The sequence below is a fragment of the Psychrobacter sp. NPDC078409 genome (genome assembly GCF_050268505.1).
Lineage (GTDB): Bacteria > Pseudomonadota > Gammaproteobacteria > Pseudomonadales > Moraxellaceae > Psychrobacter.
Window position 1 is genome coordinate 16,920 of sequence record NZ_JBNNGW010000005.1, and the last position, 19,450, is coordinate 36,369.

A 19,450-nucleotide genomic window follows, 5' to 3' on the forward strand; every position below is an offset into this window, starting at 1 on the left:
TAATAATAAACAGTGCTTTAGAGAACATCGTAATACTCTCTGTAAGTAACGCTCATAGCCCTATATCAGGCTATCCAAACATTGCTTCGATTGCGTGCCACTTTTTCTTATTGCTGTGACTGATTGATATTTTTAGTCATTCTATATCGAGTATTTCAATATTGACTGTACCTACAGAGAGTTATCATGAGCGATTTTGAAGAAACCCATTCTAAGCCGTCAGCTGAATCTGAGCTGCCGCCGTATCGTCAAACTGACACTGTATCTCAAAGGCCATCTGCAAAACCACCAATATGGTTGTGGCCCGTATTGGCAGCCGTACTAGTGATTGGGGTGCTGCTTGGCAAGTATTGGGGCAATGATAGTAATGCAGCTACAGATGAGTCAGCAACTTCTAATTCTGTCGCAAACGATCAGGCAACTGGTAGCGATGCTAGTATTGAGCAATCAGTACTCTCAGTAGAAACAGTCAGTCCAAGCCAAGATGATATCGGCAGCACGCTCAGTGCCGATGGAACCATCAATGCTAAGGATACTGCGAACGTCAGTGCAAAAGTCAATGGTGTGGCTATCGAGCGTATTTTGGTCGAAGAAGGCGACCGCGTTAGAGCGGGTCAGGTCTTAGCCGTGTTCGATACTGATGCCATGGAGCAGCAAGTGCTACAGGCGCAAGCAGATGTCGCAGAAGCGGAAGCCACCCTTGCCAATGCCAGCGCTGATGCTGCACGTGTGCTGCCATTGATCGATATTGATGCCATCAGCAAACAAGAAGCCGATCGCTACCGTACCTCGGAAGTCCGTGCCAGAGCTTCTTTGCAAGCATCCAAAGCCCGTTTGAGCAATCAGCGTTTGACATTAGAGAACGCAAAAGTCGTCGCTCCTGTCAGCGGTATTATCAGTGAAAAAATGGTAGAAGTTGGTCAGGTGGCAGGCGGGGATCCGCTATTTACGATTATCAAAGGCGGGGTTTTGGAATGGCGAGCAGATATAGATCCTAAGCTTGTCGGTGATATAAACGTCGGTACGCCTGTACAAGTCAGTCTACCGGGTGGTGATACAGTGATGGGGCAAGTAAACCGCATCGCACCAACCGCAGACAACAACCGCCAAATTACGATTTATGCTAGCCTAGCTGCCAACTCAAAGATACGTGCAGGCATGTATCAAACAGGCGAATTCCTATTAGGAAGTACCAGTACGCAAACGATTCCTAATAGTGCCGTGGTCAGCAATGATGGTTATGACTATGTAATGCTCGTTACCGAGTCGACTACTCGAGACGATCGATCGATGGGACGTATCAAGCAGCAGCGAGTGACATTGGGTGAGCGATTGGGCGAAAGCGTAGCAGTGTTAGAGCCTTTGCCAAGTGACAGTCGTATCGTAAAACAGGGCGGTAGCTTCTTAAATGATGGTGACCTAGTGCGCGTTGTTAATGGTGTAACTCAAACCAGTAAGCCAGTGCAGGCACAGCCATGAGCTTAAACGTCTCCGCTTATTCGATCAAAAATCCGCTCGTTGCTATCTTGCTGTTTGTGCTGCTGACGTTGGGCGGCATTTACGGTTTCATGAAAATGAAAGTCCAGCAGTTTCCGGACATAGATTTGCCAGCAGTGGTAGTGACGGTGACGCTACCAGGTGCTGCGCCTTCACAGCTTGAAAACGATATTGCCAAAAAGATTGAAAATAAACTGACCAGTATCGAAGGCGTGAGTCATATTCGTACCACGCTACAGACGGGTGCGGCGACCATTGCCACTGAATTCACCTTAGAAAAAGACATTCAAGAAGCGGTAGACGATGTGCGCTCAGCAGTCGGTGAAGTACGTGGTGATCTACCAGCTGCAGCCAACGATCCTATCATTACCAAAGTATCTACTGCTGGGTTTCCAGTCGTTACGTACTCTGTCGCCGCTGAAAATATGAGTGTGGAGGATTTATCTTGGTTTGTTGATGATACCGTTACCAAGCGGCTATCTGATATACCAGGCGTTAGTACCGTGAGCCGTGTTGGCGGGTTGCAGCGTGAGATTACGGTTGCTGCCGACCCAATTGCGTTAAGTGGTCTAAAGTTTTCTATTTCACAATTATCGCAGCAAATCGCTGGTATCCAGCAAGACAGCTCTGGTGGGGAGGCGGAAGTTGGCAATACGACTCAGACCATCCGTGTTCTCGGTGCTGTTGAGCGAGCAAATGAGCTAAACGACTTGCAAGTGGCTGTCCCTACGGGGGGCACACAAGCTTTAGGTCGTATGGCAAAAATCACTGACGGCGCAGCAGATCCAAGCTCGATTGCTAAGCTAGACGGTCAAACAGTGGTGGCATTTAATATTACTCGATCGCGTGGGGCCAGTGAAGTCGATGTGATGGAGCTGGTTGATGAGGAGCTTGCCAAGCTGACCGCTGATGTCGGTAATATCAGTATTGAGAAAGTCTATGACCGAGCCACACCCATTGCAGAAGATTATGAAGCCTCGTTGAGAATGCTCATCGAAGGTGGGCTATTGGCTGTAGTGGTAGTCTTCCTGTTTTTGCGCAATATTCGCGCGACTATCGTTGCCGCGGTCGCTTTGCCGCTATCAGTCATTCCAACTTTTTTAGGTATGTATCTGTTTGGCTTTAGTCTGAATATCATCTCACTACTGGCATTATCGCTGGTCATTGGGGTGCTGGTCGATGATGCAATCGTTGAGGTCGAAAACATTATACGCCATCTACGTATGGGTAAAACGCCTTATGAAGCGGCGATGGAAGCCGCTGATGAAATCGGTCTGGCCGTTGTCGCGACTACTTTTACTTTGATTGCGGTGTTTTTACCAACGGCCTTTATGGGCGGTATTGTTGGACAGTTTTTCCGTCAGTTTGGTTGGACGGCTGCCTTATCAATTTTTGCCTCGCTGATGGTAGCTCGCCTGATTACCCCTATGATGGCAGCTTATATCTTACGACCTGAGAAAAAGCACGTCGAAAAACAAAGCGCGATGATGAAGTATTATCTTAAAATTGTGTCTTGGACCCTACATCATCGCTGGCTAACCATGGGTGCAACGCTTGTTTTATTTGTAGCCTCATTAGCTTTGGTTAAGCTGTTACCCACGTCATTTATCCCTGATAATGATATCGATCAAACTCGAGTAGCTATTGAGCTGACACCTGACGTTTCGTTGGCAGATACTGAGCGCGTGGCAGCGCTAGCGAGTGCTCGTATTTTGGCCATGCCTGAGGTGACCAATATCTTTACCTCAGTGGGAGAGGCGCAGGCATCGATGGGTGCGTCAGATGGTGGCGGCGGTAAGGCTGAAAACATTGCGGGCTTGGATATCGTGCTTGCTCCGCGTGCAGAACGAGGCACCAAGCAAGAGATAGAGCGCAAAATTAGCAAACTGATGACAGAAGTGCCAGGAGCACGGTTTACAGTCGGCTTATCAAGTGGTGGTGAGAGCGGTTATAACTTTTCATTGACCAGTACCAATCCGCAATTGCTTGAACAAACTGCACAAAAAATCATGTCTGAGATTCGAGGGCTACCAAGTGCAGGTGCTGTGACCAGTGATCGCAGTCTGCCACGCCAAGAGCTAACGGTAACGCCAGATAGATTGGCAATGGCTGATAAAGGGGTGACCACGCAAGATATCGCTACGACTCTACGTGTGGCAACCGTAGGCGACTACGAGCAGCAATTGTCCAAGCTTAATCTTGATACGCGTCAAGTACCGATCGTGGTACGTTTACCTGACGTGGCTAAGCAAAATGTTAGCCAACTAGAAGGTTTGTACGTGCCGAGTACCATGCCTGCAGGTCAAGGCGTGCGCGTGGGTGAGGTTGCTACGCTAGACTTTGGCACTGGGCCTGCGCAGATTAGTAGACTGGATCGAGAGCGTGCTATTAGTATCACGGTACAACCTGCGAGTGGCGAGCTTGGTGATTTGGTACAAGCGGTCAAAGCAGTGCCGACCATGCAGCAACTGCCGCCTTCGATTACCATTATCGACCAAGGTCAAGCCGAAAACATGGCAGACCTCTTTAGTGGCTTTATCATTGCGATGTCCGTCGGGGTGGTTTGTATTTTAGGCGTGCTTATTCTACTATTTGGCCGTTTATTGCAGCCTTTTACCATTCTGATGGCGTTACCTCTGTCGATCGGTGGGGCGTTTGTCGGCTTGGTTATTACCAATAGTAGCTTATCGATGCCTTCGATGATTGGCTTTATTATGCTCATGGGTATTGCGACCAAAAACTCAATCCTGCTGGTCGATTACGCGTTGATTGCCCAGCGTAGAGGGCTGGCACGCTTTGAGGCTATCGTAGACGCATGTCGCAAGCGTGCACGGCCTATTATTATGACGACCATTGCGATGGGTGCAGGTATGTTGCCATTGGTATTTGGTTGGGGCGATGCAGATCCTACCTTTAGGCGTCCGATGGCAGCAGCGGTACTGGGTGGTCTGGTAACCTCTACGCTATTGAGCTTGGTTGTTATTCCTGTCGTCTATACCTTGATGGATGACCTATCAGGATGGTTTGCTAAATGGCTAGCTCCACATGGCAAACCTAGTGACCTCTAATAGTCACTTCTCATAGAGAGCCAAATAGCTAACCAAATAGTGAGCCAAGACACGACACAATAATAGCAATGTGGAAAATGCGAAATGATTAACACGCTCTCAATTAGGTCATACACTCGCCAGACTCGAGGGCATTCTCATGACTTTCATCAGATTGTTTTGCCTTTGCGAGGTGCAATCAATATCGAAGTTGGGAGCTATACTGGAAAAGTTATCCCAAGCGAATGTGTTGTGGTTAAGACAAATGAAAAGCATTACTTTAGCGCTGAGGAGAATGCAAAGTTTATCGTTGTGGATACAGATCTGTTGCCAGAAAATGTGCTTCATTCATCACAAATTGTCTTTTCTATAAGTGCGCCATTGTTGGCATTTTTGGAGTTTTCAGAGAGTCAGTTAAGGTATCAAATCAACCCTGAAGTCGAGAAGTTGATGTTTGATACCTTTTATAAACTTCTAGAACAACAAAATCTATTTGTGCAATATGACGCTCGAATTAGAGAAGTCGTAGCATATATTCACCACAATTTTGCTAAAAACCTTTCTGTCGAAGTGTTGGCGGATATCTCTTGTCTCAGTGCTACGCAGTTCAAAAAGAACTTCAAACTGCAAACAAACCAAACTGTCACTGAGTACATCACAAAGATCAGGATGCAAAAGGCGCAAGCTTTATTACTACATACTGATTCACCTATCGCTATCATAGCCGAACTGGTTGGTTATACGGATGTTAGCGCTTTTAGCCGCCGCTTTTCTAAATATTTCGGTATTGCCCCTTCCAAATTAAAACACGTCTAACCAGACATGCAAACCGTCTAATCTGCAAAAATTATATTCTGTAACTCTCTATAATGTTATTCATTATAACGTCAGAGGTAGCTACTATGCTGCAGAATAAATCTAGTCTAAGTGCTATTTTATGTGTGATAGCTGCCAGTGTCCTTTGGGGAACGACAGGTACAGCGTCTGCTTTTATACCTGACGTTAGTCCATTAGCCGTTGGTGCGTTTTCGATGGGGATAGGCGGTGTATTGCTAGTATTGAATGCTAAGAATAATTTATTAAGCGATAGACAGAAACTACTTTCTAAACCCAGTCTCTTGTTCATTGGTAGCCTATGTGTTGCTATCTATCCTTTAGCTTTTTATTCCTCTATGAGATTGGCAGGTGTCGCTATTGGTACAGTAATCTCAATTGCTAGCGCACCATTTTTCACTGTTATCATGGAGCGTCTGATTAGCAATAAAAGAGTCACTAGTCGATGGGTGGTAAGTTTTATATTTGGTGTGGTTGGCGTTATTTTGCTGACTTTAGGTAAAACTCAATATTTAGATATAAACGCACAAGCAAATAATCGAATACTAGGCGTGTTGTTAGGGTTAGTTGCAGGATTGACCTATGCCACATACTCATGGACAGCACGTCAGATGATAGAGAACGGGGTAAACTCGAAATCAGCGATGGCAAGCATGTTTGGTCTGTCGGCGATTTTATTGTTGCCATCATTATTATTAACAGGGGAAAACCTGTTTTTAGATGCAAAACATATAAGCGTTGCCCTATATCTGGCAATTGCGCCGATGTTCTTTGGTTATTTGCTCTTTGGCCAAGCGTTAAGAGTGATTGAGGCGAGCAAAGCGACGCTTATCACGTTACTAGAACCTATTGTGGCCACTATATTGGCTATCATTATAATCGGTGAAACATTCTCTCCTATCGGCTGGCTAGGAATGTCACTAATGATAATCTGTCTTTTACTGCAGGTAATGAAGACGCCAAAACTGACAGGTTATCGAAGAAGACATGCACTATATAAGTAATCAAACAATTAGCAAAACAATGTTGCTGATAACAAGCAGTATTTTTGATGAGTTACTGCCTATTAAGTATGACTCTTTGTATGACGTTAGTCTAAAACTGGTAAGTTGAATGGATTAGTTGGGTCAGTCTTTGCTATAGTCTGTCCAATCAAATCTATTGAAGAAATTGTTTATGTCTTATAGCGCTATTTTAATTTTACTAATAGATAAGTAGCTATTAGAACGATAAACCAATCTCTATAAACTAACCTCTAAAAAAACTAGAAAATAAGGAATAACTATGATTAACGCATATGCAGCAAAAGAGAAAGGTGGCAAATTTGAGCCTTATGAATACGATCCTGGTGCTCTAGGCGATCACGAAGTAGAAATCGAAGTACATAGCTGCGGTATCTGCCATAGTGATTTATCGATGTGGCAAAATGAATGGGGTATGACTCAATATCCGTTTGTCGGTGGGCATGAGGTTGCAGGTAAAGTCCTCAATAAAGGCAAGCACGTCAAGCATCTAGAGTTGGGCGATAAAGTCGGACTTGGTTGGCATAAAGGGTACTGTAACATTTGTGATCTATGCATCGATGGAGACCACAACTTGTGCCCTGAGCAAGAAGGTACGATTATTGGTAATCATGGCGGCTTCGCAGATAAAGTACGCGCAAAAGATACTAGCGTCATCAAGATACCTGAAGGGCTTGATTTTAACGCGGTAGGACCACTGTTATGTGGCGGTATCACAGTGTTTAACCCACTTATGCAGTACGACATCAAACCAACTTCTAGAGTGGCTGTGATTGGTATTGGTGGCTTGGGTCATTTGGCATTGCAGTTTGCCAATGCGTGGGGCTGTGAAGTGACGGCATTTACCAGTGAATCAAAAATGGAAGAAGCAAAAGAGATGGGCGCTCACCATTCACTAAACTCAAGAGACGATAGCGAAATTGAAAAGGCTGCAGGTTCTTTCGATCTAATTATCTCAACAGTGAACGTTGATATGAACTGGGATGTCGTGATCAAGACGCTAAGACCAAAAGGTAAGCTGCATTTTGTTGGACTATTAGAAGCGCCATTAGAGATATCGGCTGCACCAATGATTATGGCTCAGAACAGCCTATCAGGCTCGCCAGTTGGCTCACCAGCGACGCTACGTAAAATGCTAGATTTTGCTGCGCGCCATAATATTCAGCCAGTCACTGAAACGTATAAAATGTCTGAGATTAATGAAGCGTTTGAGCGATTAGAGAGTGGTAATGCTCGCTATAGAGTGGTGCTAGAAAGAGACTAAACATCTCTATAGGCGACTAAATGTAGCTACCAAATAAGAACAATAATAGTGATGCTCTAATTAATAGATAGAGTGTCACTATTTTTTTGTATCGAAATTCTACCTTTTACCAATTTTTAAAATATGTGAATTATTTGGAGCTGGATATAAGTATCTTTATTTAATTTTTGCTCAGGCAATTATTACTACTTTTTTCTAAACTGCTAGTAGGTCGTTTTAAAATTATAAAAAACCCCTGCTACTGAGTTCACAATAGCAGGGGTTAATATTTGTCTTTTCAGAGCTGTCGTAGAGTAATTCTTCTTATTCTACCGTGACTGATTTTGCCAAATTGCGTGGCTGGTCGACGTCTGTGCCACGCATTACTGCTACATGGTATGACAACAGCTGCACAGGCACGCTGTAGACGATAGGGGCAAGCGTCTCGCAAACATCAGGTACATATACTAAGTGCAGTCTATCTTCAGCGACCATTTGACTGGCTTCGCTAGCGAACACAAATAGCTCACCATGACGCGCATGCACTTCTTGCATGTTGGCTTTTAATTTATCAAACATACTGTCTTTGGGCGCTAGTACGACGATGGGCATGTCTTTATCGACCAATGCTAATGGACCGTGTTTGAGCTCGCCTGCCGCATAACCTTCGGCATGAATGTAAGAAATTTCTTTTAGCTTTAGCGCGCCTTCTAGCGCAATCGGGAACTGTAGCCCGCGACCTAAGAATAGACAGCTTTTCTTATCTTCAAAGCTTTCACTCATGGTCTTAATAGGACCATCAAGGTTTAAGCTGGCGTAGAGTTGTCCTGGTAATTGATGTAATTCACTTAATAACGTATTTAAGTGTTCGTCAGTCATGCGTTTCTGCGTGACACCAACTTTTAATATCAATAATATCAAAGCCACAAGCTGAGTGGTAAATGCTTTGGTAGAGGCGACGCCAATCTCAGGTCCTGCTAACGTCGGCAAGAAAATATCTGTTTCACGTACTAGCGATGACGTCGGTACATTACATAGTGCCAAGCTGACTAAGCCTGCTGGCGTTTGCTTTTGGATATCACGTAACGCTGATAAGGTGTCAGCCGTTTCACCAGATTGAGAAATACAGATGACCAAAGTATTATCGACGACGACAGGATTGCGATAGCGGAATTCGCTGGCAACCTCGACCGAGCAAGGTATACGAATAAGGCTCTCAAACCAGTATTTTGCGACCATACCAGCGTGATAACTGGTACCACAAGCAATCACTTGTACATGACGAATACCTGCCAACAGTGTCTCATGACGCTGTAAAAAATCGTCGCGTAGTTTAGTCGTTTCACCATTGTCCAAAGCCATCTCTATCGTACGAGCGACGGCGTCTGGCTGCTCGTAAATTTCTTTGAGCATATAATGTTTGAACTCGCCTTTATCAGCATTGTGCTGGGTTGCATCAATTTCATGTATCTGACGTTGGACTTCAACACCATCTGCATAAACTTGAATACTATTGCGAGTTAATTTGGCGATATCGCCTTCTTCTAAATACATAAAGCGGTTAGTCACCGGCAACAACGCCAACTGATCTGACGCGATAAAGTTCTCACCGATACCGACGCCAATAACCAAAGGTGAGCCTAGACGTACAGTAATGAGCTCATCAGGGCAATCTACGTGTACGATACCCAATGCAAAAGCACCGTGCAATAACGGAATGATGGTGCGTACTGCTTCTAACAAGTCAGGTGTCTTTTTGTAGATATCATGGATCAGATGCGCCACCACTTCAGTATCTGTCTGTGAAGTAAACACATAGCCTTTGGCTATTAGCTCTTCTTTTAGTTCAGCGTAGTTTTCGACGATACCGTTATGAACGACCGCAATCTTGCCTGACACGTGTGGATGCGCATTACGTTGTGCTGGCTCACCATGGGTTGCCCAGCGCGTATGAGCAATACCGATATGACCATCAAAAAACTCTGGATTGATAGCAACGGCATCAACCAGTGCCTGTACTTTACCTACTTGGCGCTCACGGTGTAGTTCGCCATCACGAATAACCGTCAGACCAGCTGAGTCATAGCCGCGATATTCTAAACGCTTTAGGCCTTCAAGTAAGATATTAGCGATATTTCGCTCAGCAACGGCGCCTACAATTCCACACATGGCTATTCCTTAGATTCAAATTTTAGTAGTTCAATATATAATGGTGCAAGATCAAAAATTTGGTTGGTCATTAATGATGAGTCATCAAACGACAAATATAGTGAAGCAGCACCACAAAGATTGCCGTACTGCTTAGATTGGTTCAAGAATGACTGTGGTCGATTAAATTACCAATGAGCAATTATTTTTTAATTGGTCGTTGAAAGTCATTTTTTTGTACTTGGCGCGCACGGCCAAACGCTAAGGCACTACTGTCAACGTCTTTGGTAATCACAGAACCAGCAGCAACGGTAGCAGTATTGCCAATCGTCACTGGTGCAACTAAGCTAGCATTGGAGCCAATAAAGGCATTATCTCCAATGATAGTTTGCGATTTATTAGCACCGTCATAATTACAGGTAATGACACCAGCACCGATATTCACGCCTGTACCGACAGTTGCATCGCCGACGTAGCTTAAGTGATTTACTTTACTGCCTTGACCAATAGTCGATTTTTTAATTTCGACAAAATTACCAACTTTGCTGTTATCAGATAGTACGGTATCAGGACGCAAATGCGCAAAAGGCCCGATATCAACACCAGTACCAATGTCCGCGCGATCGATCACGCAATACGGTTTGATGTAGCAGGCATTACCAATCTTGGCACTTTTGATGACACAGCCCGCTTCGATATAAACGTTATCACCCAAAGTACAGTCACCTTCAAATACCACATTAACGTCAATAAACACGTCTTGACCAGCGGTTAACGTACCACGAATATCGACACGAGTAGGGTCGGCGAACTGTACGCCAGCTTCTTGTAAGTCAGCAACTAGCTTACGTTGCCAAGTACGCTCTAAGCTAGCAAGCTGCTGGCGGTTATTTACCCCTTCAATCTCAAACGTATGCTCAGGCTCAATCGCCTCGATAGTAATACCATCGGCGACGGCCATTTTAACGATATCCGTCAGATAATATTCTTGCTGTGCATTATCGTTAGAGAGCTCAGGTAAATATTTGTGCAGTAGCGCATTATCGACGCAGTAAATGCCGCTATTAATCTCTTTAATACTTTGCTCTTCAGCATCAGCATCTTTTTGTTCAACGATGGCTTCAATATTGCCCGCTTGGTCACGCTTAATACGACCCAACCCAAATGGATTATCGACTGTCAGCGTTAGCATAGACATGCCATCAGTATTGGCAGTTTTTAATGCCGTTAGCGTCTGACAGCTGACCAATGGCACATCACCGTAAAGAATGAGACTTTGTCCTGACTTGGGCAAATCAGACAGCGTCACCTTGACTGCATGGCCAGTTCCCAGTTGCTCAGTTTGAGCAACCCAAGTAATCGAAGCTTGTGTATATTGATTGGTAATTTCTGACTTTACTTGATCACCACCAAATCCATGAACAATGATGGTTTCATCAACAGTTAACTGATGACAAGTATCTAGCACATGACCTAATAAAGACTTCCCAGCCAATGTCTGCAATACCTTTGGCTTTGCCGATTGCATACGTGTGCCTTTACCGGCAGCTAAAATAATTACAGAAAGAGGAGATGTCATAATAGGCTCGCAAATGTAACAAAATATAATATTGGATTATAGCGCAAATGTTCATTTATAAAAATGCTGTGATGTGCAGGCTTTGTAATTTGAATACCAATAATTTAAGTAAGTAAAATCAAATATATAAGACAGCTAAAACTGTAGTAAATATTTCTGTGCGCTAATATCAAAAAGACATGAACATCATCACAATGATGTAAATAACCAACCAAATGACCGCTGCCATGATGCCTGCAATAATATCATCTAACATGACCCCAAGACCGCCAGCAACTTTTCTGTCTGCCCAGCCAATCGGTGGCGGCTTCAAGATATCAAATACGCGAAATAGGATAAAGGCGGTCGGTAGCCAGCCCCAAAACATAGGCATCATCATTAACGACAATGTGTTTTCAGGCTTAGGAAATAAATAAGATAAAATGTAAGATAACGGCAATAAGGTAATCCACATGCCTGCCCATTCATCCCACACAATATGTGGATCATCGTGCACCTGCATTAATTCAGAAGTACGCCCACAGATCCAGATACCAACCAAACAAGATAAAATAGTCAGCAGTAAAAAAGGAATAAAACCTAGACTCATGAGGGGCACGCCCACAATCAGCCCACCAACGGTACCCCAGGTACCAGGTGCACGGCGTGGTAAACCACTACCTAAACCTAGCCCAAGCCAATAGACTGCACGGTCAAGCATACTGGCATCGACCGGTAGCGGTGGGCAGTCATTTGCTTTACGGATGTCAGGCTTAGATAAGTCGTGATCAGTCATGGATTAGCCTGTAAAGTGTTGGTAACCAGTAAGATTGGGCCATATTGAAAACGGTGCGGGCTGAGTTGGCGTCACTGGCTGATTTTGATAAAACAGTTCAAGACGTGAGTTATCAGAAGACTTGGTATCTGTCGCTATCGGATCTGCTAGTGCAATTACCTCGCCGATACAGGTGACAGGTGTATTGCCAGTAGGAGGTTTAATATGCGCAGGTAAGGTAAATGCCAATTCATAATCATCACCGCCCGCTAGCTGACCTAATAAGCGATCAGACAAATCGACAGTAGATAATGACTCGCTACTCGGTAGCTTGTCTAAATGGATGCGCATACCTACAGAGCTTTGCTGACAGATATGGCCAAGATCTTGGTAAAGACCATCGGAGATATCTATCATCGCTGTTGCACCGAGCTTTGCCAACGCTGCACCTAGTGCAATACGCGGCGTTGGCATATGTAGACGATGCGCCAACTCGATACCTTGTACGCTTTCAGGATACTTTAAGGCGAAAGCGGCATCACCAAGGGTGCCTGATACATAAATCTTATCACCAACTTGCGCACCTGAGCGGTAAATGGCAGGTGTATCTGCGGACAGTAATCCCTGCGCGCTGATACTAAGTACTAAGCGCTCACTACGCGTGGTGTCACCACCTATCAGCGTTACGCCAAACAGCTGGCACGCATGAAACAGCCCTTTGGCAAATTCAGTGAGCCATTCGTGATTTGCTAAACGTTCAGGTAATGCCAACGCTAGCATAATGCTATGCGGCGTCGCACCCATAGCAGCAATGTCTGAGACATTAACGGCGACTGCCTTATAGCCAATCGCAAATGCTAATTCGTCGACTTTTTGCCAATCAGCATGAAAGTGACGACCTTGAACCAGTGTATCAATACAGCTAACCAAGCGTGATCCTGCTGGCAATGCCATCACAGCCGCGTCGTCACCGATACCTTTTTCGATACCTGTTAATGGCGCATGCGTGGCCTGCATCTGTGAGAATATACGCTCAATCAGCTCAAACTCGTTCATGGTTAGTCTTAGTCTTTGGTATCGTTAGCGTTTTTCTTGCTCGCCTTAAAGTCACTGATATTTGCACTGGCTTTACTGGCACTACTGCGTTTAACGTTGGCTTTGTTAGCACTGATACGCGGCTTGTTTGATGCAGTCGGCTCATCGACGATAGCGCTTTCTGTTTCAGCAGCAGTTTCGATATTATCGGCTACCGTTACTTCAGCCGAACTCACTTCAGATTGTTTAGCTGCTGCTTTTTGTGACGTACGTAGATTGGCATTAGTATCTGCTTGTACCTCTAAAGCACGCAGCTCACCAGCCATTTTATCCAGTACCGCATTAATCAGTTTGTGAGCGTCAGTCGCCCCAAAGTGATTATTTAGCTTCATCGCTTCATCAAGCACGACTTTATAAGGAATCTCTACACGGTTCTGTAGCTCATACGCGCCAATCAATAAGATAGCGTGCTCAACCGTATCTAACTTATCAACCTCACGATCGAGATGCTGACTGATAAGCGCATCAAGAGCTTCAATTTGCTCTGGGATGTCGCGCATCATTTCATGATAATAACCGATATGGACGGTATGCATGGCATTGGTTGCACGCGTGCGAGCAGCAATATCGTGCGGAGCATTGGCTTTCCAGCCAAGCTTACCATCTACATCAAAGCGGCGATCAGTGACGAGCCATTCGTATAGGCCTTGCATCGCAAAGCGACGTGCCTTACGGATAGCAGTGTGACTGGTCTTGTAAGAAGACTCACTCATATCGAATGTTTGATCACCCGCACTACTGCTCGCTATACGGGTAGCTTCAGCTTGTCCATCATTGGCTTGTGCGGTTTTCGCAGCGCTAATAGCGCGCTTGAGTTGGTCAGTCATAGGGGGTCTGTACCTAAATTTTTGAGATGATACCCAGTCAAAATATAAATTAACAAAGTAGCTTTTTAGCTATGCTTATTCAAAATTTCAAAGGGTATAGAAATACGGCGAAAATTCAAAAAATAGCCAATTATTTTGATAGCTGGCTAGTGCTATAAGGTGCTGTTATTACTAAATAGCAGCACCAGTTAAACTAATAAATTTGAGCTTTAAAGCTTATGCTTCATCGATATCATCAATATCTAGCTGTGACAAAACAGCGATCATTTCTAGTACAACCATCGCAGCTTCAGAGCCTTTGTTGCCCGCTTTAGTGCCAGAGCGCTCAATAGCTTGCTCGATGCTGTCAGTAGTGATGATACCGTTAGCAACAGGGATATTATAATCCATTGCCACAGCGCTCAAACCTTTGGCCGACTCGCTGGCTACAATATCAAAATGCGGCGTGCTGCCACGGATGATTGCACCCAGTGCCACAATCGCGTCAAAACGATCTGATTCAGCAGCACGTTGGGCCACAAGTGGTAGCTCAAATGCACCAGGAACGCGGATAACAGTAATGTTGCTACCCAATACGCCGTGACGGAGTAGGGCATCGATTGCACCATCGACCAATGACTCAACGACAAAACCGTTAAAACGACCAACAACGATACCAATGCGAGCATCAGCGTTTTGATGTAGGTTACCATCGATATGAGTCACGTCGTTGCGCTGCTGTTGTAAGTTCGACATAAAAAATCCTTTGCTTAATAAGCGTTCAATTGAAATATAGGCGTCAATAAATAGCTAAATAGTCTGATGCGTTCAATCGATTCGGTCGCCTATGATTTTGGCGTTGCCCTAGTTAATTGAACGAAAATAAATGGTTAGCGCTATGATAGCATTTTTTTGGGTTTTATTTGTATATTACGAGCGTGCTAAAGACGCATCTGTATTCCTTGCGCTGCCATGTACTCTTTGGCCTCCAATACCGTGTACTCACCGAAGTGAAAAATACTGGCGGCAAGTACGGCATCTACGCCACCTTCTAGTACGCCTTCTGCCAAATGTTGCAGGTTACCAACACCGCCTGAGGCGATAACTGGTACATTAACGCGGCTCGTAATTTGCTGCATGAGAGCCAAATCATAGCCTTTTTTGGTGCCATCACCGTCCATCGAAGTGACCAGTAGTTCACCAGCGCCCAGCTCGGCCATTTTGCTCGCCCAAGCAACGGCATCGATCCCCGTTGGCTTACGGCCACCATGGGTGAAAATCTCCCAACGTGGCACGACAATACCATCGACGTTGATATCAGCGACGCGTTTGGCATCGATAGCAACGACGATACACTGATTACCAAATTTCTGCGCGGCTTCACCAACGAACTCCGGCGTAAATACAGCTGCTGAGTTAATCGCCACTTTATCCGCGCCAGCATTGAGTAAATTGCGGATATCAGCGATTTTTCGAACGCCGCCGCCAACAGTCAGCGGAACGAATACCGTTTCTGCCATGCGTTCAACAGTATGATAAGTGGTATCGCGCTCATCATTGGTCGCAGTAATATCCAAAAAAGTAATCTCATCAGCGCCTTGCTCGTTGTAACGTTTGGCTACTTCAACAGGATCGCCTGCGTCTTTGATATCAACAAACTGAACACCTTTGACCACGCGGCCATTGTCTACGTCAAGACAGGGAATAATACGTTTTGCTAGCATAAAACCGCCTATTAATTCGCGCAAGAATACAAAGATACATCACATAAAATGCTATGATACGCGTAACTATTTTACAAAACAAATGCAAAGGGTGCTTATGTGTCAACTGCTTGGCATGAACAGTAAAAATCCTGCTGATATCGGTTTCTCTTTTGCTGGTTTTCGGGCTCGTGGTGGCCTTACAGACGATCATGTTGACGGTTTTGGCATCGCTTATTTTGAGCCAACGGGACTGCGTTTGTACTGTGATAATCGCGCAGCGATGGACTCTCCACTTGCTGAATTGGTCAGTCAAACCCGAGTAAAAGCTGACAATACTATTGTCCATATACGCAAATCAGATGATCAATTACTCAGTAATGCTCATCCTTTTACGCGTGAGATTTGGGGTGAGGCTTGGGTGTTTTCTCATAACGGTAAAATGACCATCGAAGAAGCAGACGATAGTGACCCTATCAAGCAGGGCAAGTCACATCACTATTGTCCAGTAGGTGACACCGATTCGGAGTTTGCGTTTTGTTATCTGCTTAATCAGTTGAAAGACCAATTTGAGTACAAGCCTGATGCACGGACACTGTATGAGTTCTTAACCGTGCAATGCCGTTTTTTGGCAAACTATGGATTGTTTAACTGTTTGATGTCCAATGGTGAGTGGATGCTTGGTTATGCCAATACGTTGTTATTTCATGTGACCCGTCAAGCACCATTTGGTTCAGCATCTCTCATTGATGTGGATGTGACGATGGACTTTGAGACCGTCAATGAGACAGATGATGTCATGACAGTGCTCGCTACCACCCCGCTTACCAGTGATGAAAACTGGCAACAGCTAGCCGTTGAAGAGTGCATTATTTTTGCAGATGGCCATATAGTTTATCAAGATGTTCCTAATTCCCCTGTTTATTTATCGATTGAAGAGGGTTTGAAAATCGCAAAAAATGCCTAGCCTATGTGTTAGCTGATTTATTAAGTAGTTGTCTTAATGAGTCGCTATTTTGCTAAGTGAATATTTTATTAGTATCAACTACATTGTAGAGCACCGCTTGTTGACAAAATATCCTAACGATATTTAAAGTTTGCTTATCGGCGACGTAATGGTCACTATTATTGTTTGCCGCCACATTTATTATTACCCAAATTGAATTTATTATTTCACCTACTACTTCTACCATTTAACCGTCATAAGTGAGATGTCATGTCCGTCTATACCCAGTTAACCGATGATCAGTTTGCCGCCTTTTGCCAAAGCTTTGGCGTGTCGTTTGCCCGTGCGATTCCGATCACTCAAGGTATTAAAAACTCAAACTGGTTTATTCAAACGACTGACGATGTAGATGGCAGATACTCTTATGTATTTACCTTGTTTGAAGAACGTCCGCCTGCTGATATCGAAAAAATGGCCGTTATTCTTAATCAATTAAATGGCAAGCTACCAGTCGCCGCGCCGCTAGCTGTTATTGAATCAAATAGTGCTCAGGCGGATGGCGCCATCGATGATAAACGCTATGTCATCCATTATGAAGACAAAGCGATTACGCTAGTACCGTGTCTAGCAGGCTCACATCCGGATCAAACCACGCAAGCGATGTGTCATGATATTGGCGCGGCATTAGCGATGCTGCATGAAACGCTACAAGCACTACAACCAAGTGAGCAATATGGCGTGCCTCTGTACCCATGGGCAGATGTGCGCGACCGTGAAATGCAGTTTATGCCAGGTGACGAAGCCAAGCTGATGAGCGATATCTGGCGCTCTTATTCGGAATTGCCATTGGCAACCTTGCCAAAAGGCCTATGTCATTTAGATATGTTTGCCGACAATACCTTATGGAATCTACAAAAAGGCGAAGCGCGTTTGACGGGTCTACTAGACTTTACTGAAGTCAGCGTTGAGCATTACGTGATGGATATTGCGATCACTATCAATGATTTTTGTACCACGTGGGGCGTTGCAGAGCAAGGCGAATCCGTTAACTTTGACCGTAGTAAAATGGCAGCGTTCTTACAAGGTTATGAATCGATACGCCCGCTAAACAGTGATGAAAACCGTGCACTACCTGTTATGCTAGCAAAGGCCGCGGTGATTTTCTGGTTGTTACGTCTAAATGTGATTCACTACAACCGTACCGAAGGCCGTACGGGTGATAATATCATGGTCAAAAACCCTGACTTGATGAAACGTCTGGCCGCTTACCATTGGGCGCATGTTGAAAAGTCGCAAAATACCGTATTTGTACTATTAAACAAACCAGATAATCAAATAGTCGGCGTATTTAGCAGTATCACCCAAGCCGAACAAGCACAGGAAACATTAAATAGTAGTGAGTTTGCAATCAAAGAATATATGCTAGATCAATTATCGTAAGCATTGCCTATTCATTTATTCTAGTATCAATGCTAGTACTAATTTTAGTACCGAAACCTTAGAGGCGACCCTATGACCGATCAAGTTGATAACTGGCACAAACTGGCGCGCTACGATACCAATATGCAAGGTGAGCTGCACGCCAACCTATTACGTAATAATGGCATTACCGTGTCCTTGCAGCCGCTAAGCGCTATCCCTGGGATGAACTCGGGTATCGTTCTTTGGGTAGAAAGTACCGATCTGGCAGAAGCTCAGCGCATTTTGGATACCATCCCAACTGATGGTGCGGCCTTACTAGATGAAATGAGTGATGCTGACTTTGATGCGCTATCTGCTGCTCAAAGCAATCCTACTCAAGGTAACTCGATAATAGACGACAATAACGGCGGTAATGATTAAATGTGTCAACTCTTAGGAATGAACTGTAATACCCCAACGGATATTGGCTTTAGCTTTGCAGGATTTCGCAAGCGCGGCGGGATGACGGACAGTCATGAAGATGGCTTTGGTATTGCCTTTTTTGAGCGCAGCGAATGCAGCAATAATGACAAAACCGATGAGACGGCAAATGACTCAACGGGTCTGCGTTTGTTTCATGATAATCGTCCAAGCCATCTGTCGCCAGTCGCTGACTTGGTCAATAACTATCCAATCAAAGCCATGAACGTCATTGCGCATATTCGCAAAGCGACGCAAGGGCAAAACTGCTTGGCAAACACCCATCCATTCGTCCGTGAAGTATGGGGCGAGCAGTGGGTGTTTGCGCACAATGGACAGATGAATAGCGAATTTATCAAACGCTGTCAGCGCTTACAAGACAATGGCAATGCCTCACACTGTCAGCCAGTTGGTTCAACTGATTCTGAAATGGCATTTTGCTATCTGGTCAATCGTCTAAAGAGCAGCTTTAAGTCACGCCCTGATGACAAGACACTGTTTAATTTTTTGACCACGCAATGTCGTTATCTATCGGCCAATGGGTTATTTAATTGCTTGATATCGAATGGCAGGTGGCAACTGGCTTATGCGGGCAGCTTACTGTTTTATCTCACGCGTAAAGCGCCATTTGGTGAAGCGAAACTCGCTGATGATGATATGGCGATTAACTTTGGTGATGTGACCACAGATACGGATAAAGTTACTATTCTAGTCACCGTGCCACTGACTGAAAATGAAAAATGGCAGCAGCTCGCCGTCAATGAATGCTTAATCTTTCAAGATGGTGATGTCATTTATAAAGACAGCCCAAGCCAGCGCAAGTTTTTGACGGTTGATGAAGGCATTGCGATTGCACGCGCGGTTGGGGCGAGTGTTTAGATAAGCTAAAAGGATA

The 19,450-nt window shown here is 44.7% G+C and carries 15 protein-coding genes and 1 pseudogene; 9 read left to right on the forward strand and 7 right to left on the reverse strand.

All coding sequences use genetic code 11. The annotated features are described in order from the left end of the window. Positions 1–186 precede the first annotated feature (186 nt). The 5 genes from ACQKC9_RS11065 to ahr all read left to right on the forward strand — a co-directional run bounded on the left by ACQKC9_RS11065 (position 187) and on the right by ahr (position 7,664). Complete coding sequence (locus ACQKC9_RS11065; RefSeq protein WP_427621837.1) at positions 187–1,479, forward strand: efflux RND transporter periplasmic adaptor subunit; 1,293 nt, start codon at positions 187–189, stop codon at positions 1,477–1,479. After that, a complete protein-coding gene (locus ACQKC9_RS11070; protein WP_427621838.1) occupies positions 1,476–4,565 on the forward strand; it encodes an efflux RND transporter permease subunit in 3,090 nt (1,029 codons plus the stop codon). Before ACQKC9_RS11065 ends, ACQKC9_RS11070 begins: the two co-directional genes overlap by 4 nt. Positions 4,566–4,649: 84 nt before the next feature. Beyond that, positions 4,650–5,360, forward strand: coding sequence for a helix-turn-helix domain-containing protein (locus ACQKC9_RS11075; protein WP_427621840.1), 711 nt, complete (start codon positions 4,650–4,652; stop codon positions 5,358–5,360). An 86-nt stretch (positions 5,361–5,446) separates the two neighbouring features. After that, complete coding sequence (locus ACQKC9_RS11080; RefSeq protein WP_427621841.1) at positions 5,447–6,382, forward strand: DMT family transporter; 936 nt, start codon at positions 5,447–5,449, stop codon at positions 6,380–6,382. Between the two features lie 280 nt (positions 6,383–6,662). Next, complete coding sequence (gene ahr, locus ACQKC9_RS11085) at positions 6,663–7,664, forward strand: NADPH-dependent aldehyde reductase Ahr (RefSeq protein WP_427621842.1); 1,002 nt, start codon at positions 6,663–6,665, stop codon at positions 7,662–7,664. A 303-nt stretch (positions 7,665–7,967) separates the two neighbouring features. On the opposite strand, the gene glmS is transcribed toward ahr, so the two are convergent. The 7 genes and pseudogenes from glmS to hisF form a co-directional block, all read right to left on the reverse strand. After that, entirely contained in the window at positions 7,968–9,812 is a 1,845-nt protein-coding gene (glmS, locus tag ACQKC9_RS11090) for a glutamine--fructose-6-phosphate transaminase (isomerizing) (RefSeq protein WP_427621843.1), read from the reverse strand. Positions 9,813–9,993: 181 nt separating this feature from the next. Further along, the gene (gene glmU, locus ACQKC9_RS11095; RefSeq protein WP_427621844.1) at positions 9,994–11,370 is read right to left on the reverse strand and encodes a bifunctional UDP-N-acetylglucosamine diphosphorylase/glucosamine-1-phosphate N-acetyltransferase GlmU; all 1,377 of its coding nucleotides are present in this window, start codon (positions 11,368–11,370) and stop codon (positions 9,994–9,996) included. Between the two features lie 169 nt (positions 11,371–11,539). Further along, a complete protein-coding gene (locus ACQKC9_RS11100; protein WP_347163509.1) occupies positions 11,540–12,145 on the reverse strand; it encodes a phosphatidylglycerophosphatase A in 606 nt (201 codons plus the stop codon). Positions 12,146–12,148: 3 nt separating this feature from the next. After that, complete coding sequence (thiL, locus tag ACQKC9_RS11105; protein WP_427621845.1) at positions 12,149–13,180, reverse strand: thiamine-phosphate kinase; 1,032 nt, start codon at positions 13,178–13,180, stop codon at positions 12,149–12,151. Positions 13,181–13,209: 29 nt separating this feature from the next. Beyond that, a pseudogene (gene nusB, locus ACQKC9_RS11110) lies at positions 13,210–14,046 on the reverse strand (transcription antitermination factor NusB); the annotation flags it as partial. A gap of 216 nt (positions 14,047–14,262) precedes the next feature. After that, the gene (gene ribH / locus ACQKC9_RS11115; RefSeq protein ID WP_057762077.1) at positions 14,263–14,781 is read right to left on the reverse strand and encodes a 6,7-dimethyl-8-ribityllumazine synthase; all 519 of its coding nucleotides are present in this window, start codon (positions 14,779–14,781) and stop codon (positions 14,263–14,265) included. A gap of 185 nt (positions 14,782–14,966) precedes the next feature. Then, positions 14,967–15,749 (reverse strand): imidazole glycerol phosphate synthase subunit HisF, encoded by a 783-nt coding sequence (gene hisF, locus ACQKC9_RS11120; RefSeq protein ID WP_101205985.1) that lies wholly within the window; start codon positions 15,747–15,749, stop codon positions 14,967–14,969. A 97-nt stretch (positions 15,750–15,846) separates the two neighbouring features. On the opposite strand from hisF, the gene ACQKC9_RS11125 reads away from it, so the two are divergent. The 4 genes from ACQKC9_RS11125 (at position 15,847) to ACQKC9_RS11140 (ending at position 19,434) form a co-directional block, all read left to right on the forward strand. Beyond that, positions 15,847–16,695, forward strand: coding sequence for a class II glutamine amidotransferase (locus ACQKC9_RS11125; RefSeq protein ID WP_427621846.1), 849 nt, complete (start codon positions 15,847–15,849; stop codon positions 16,693–16,695). 249 nt (positions 16,696–16,944) lie between these two features. Further along, the gene (locus ACQKC9_RS11130) at positions 16,945–18,114 is read left to right on the forward strand and encodes a homoserine kinase (protein ID WP_427621848.1); all 1,170 of its coding nucleotides are present in this window, start codon (positions 16,945–16,947) and stop codon (positions 18,112–18,114) included. A gap of 72 nt (positions 18,115–18,186) precedes the next feature. Beyond that, positions 18,187–18,516, forward strand: coding sequence for a hypothetical protein (locus ACQKC9_RS11135; RefSeq protein ID WP_339726770.1), 330 nt, complete (start codon positions 18,187–18,189; stop codon positions 18,514–18,516). Further along, positions 18,517–19,434 (forward strand): class II glutamine amidotransferase, encoded by a 918-nt coding sequence (locus ACQKC9_RS11140; protein WP_427612593.1) that lies wholly within the window; start codon positions 18,517–18,519, stop codon positions 19,432–19,434. The last annotated feature ends 16 nt before the right edge of the window (positions 19,435–19,450 follow it).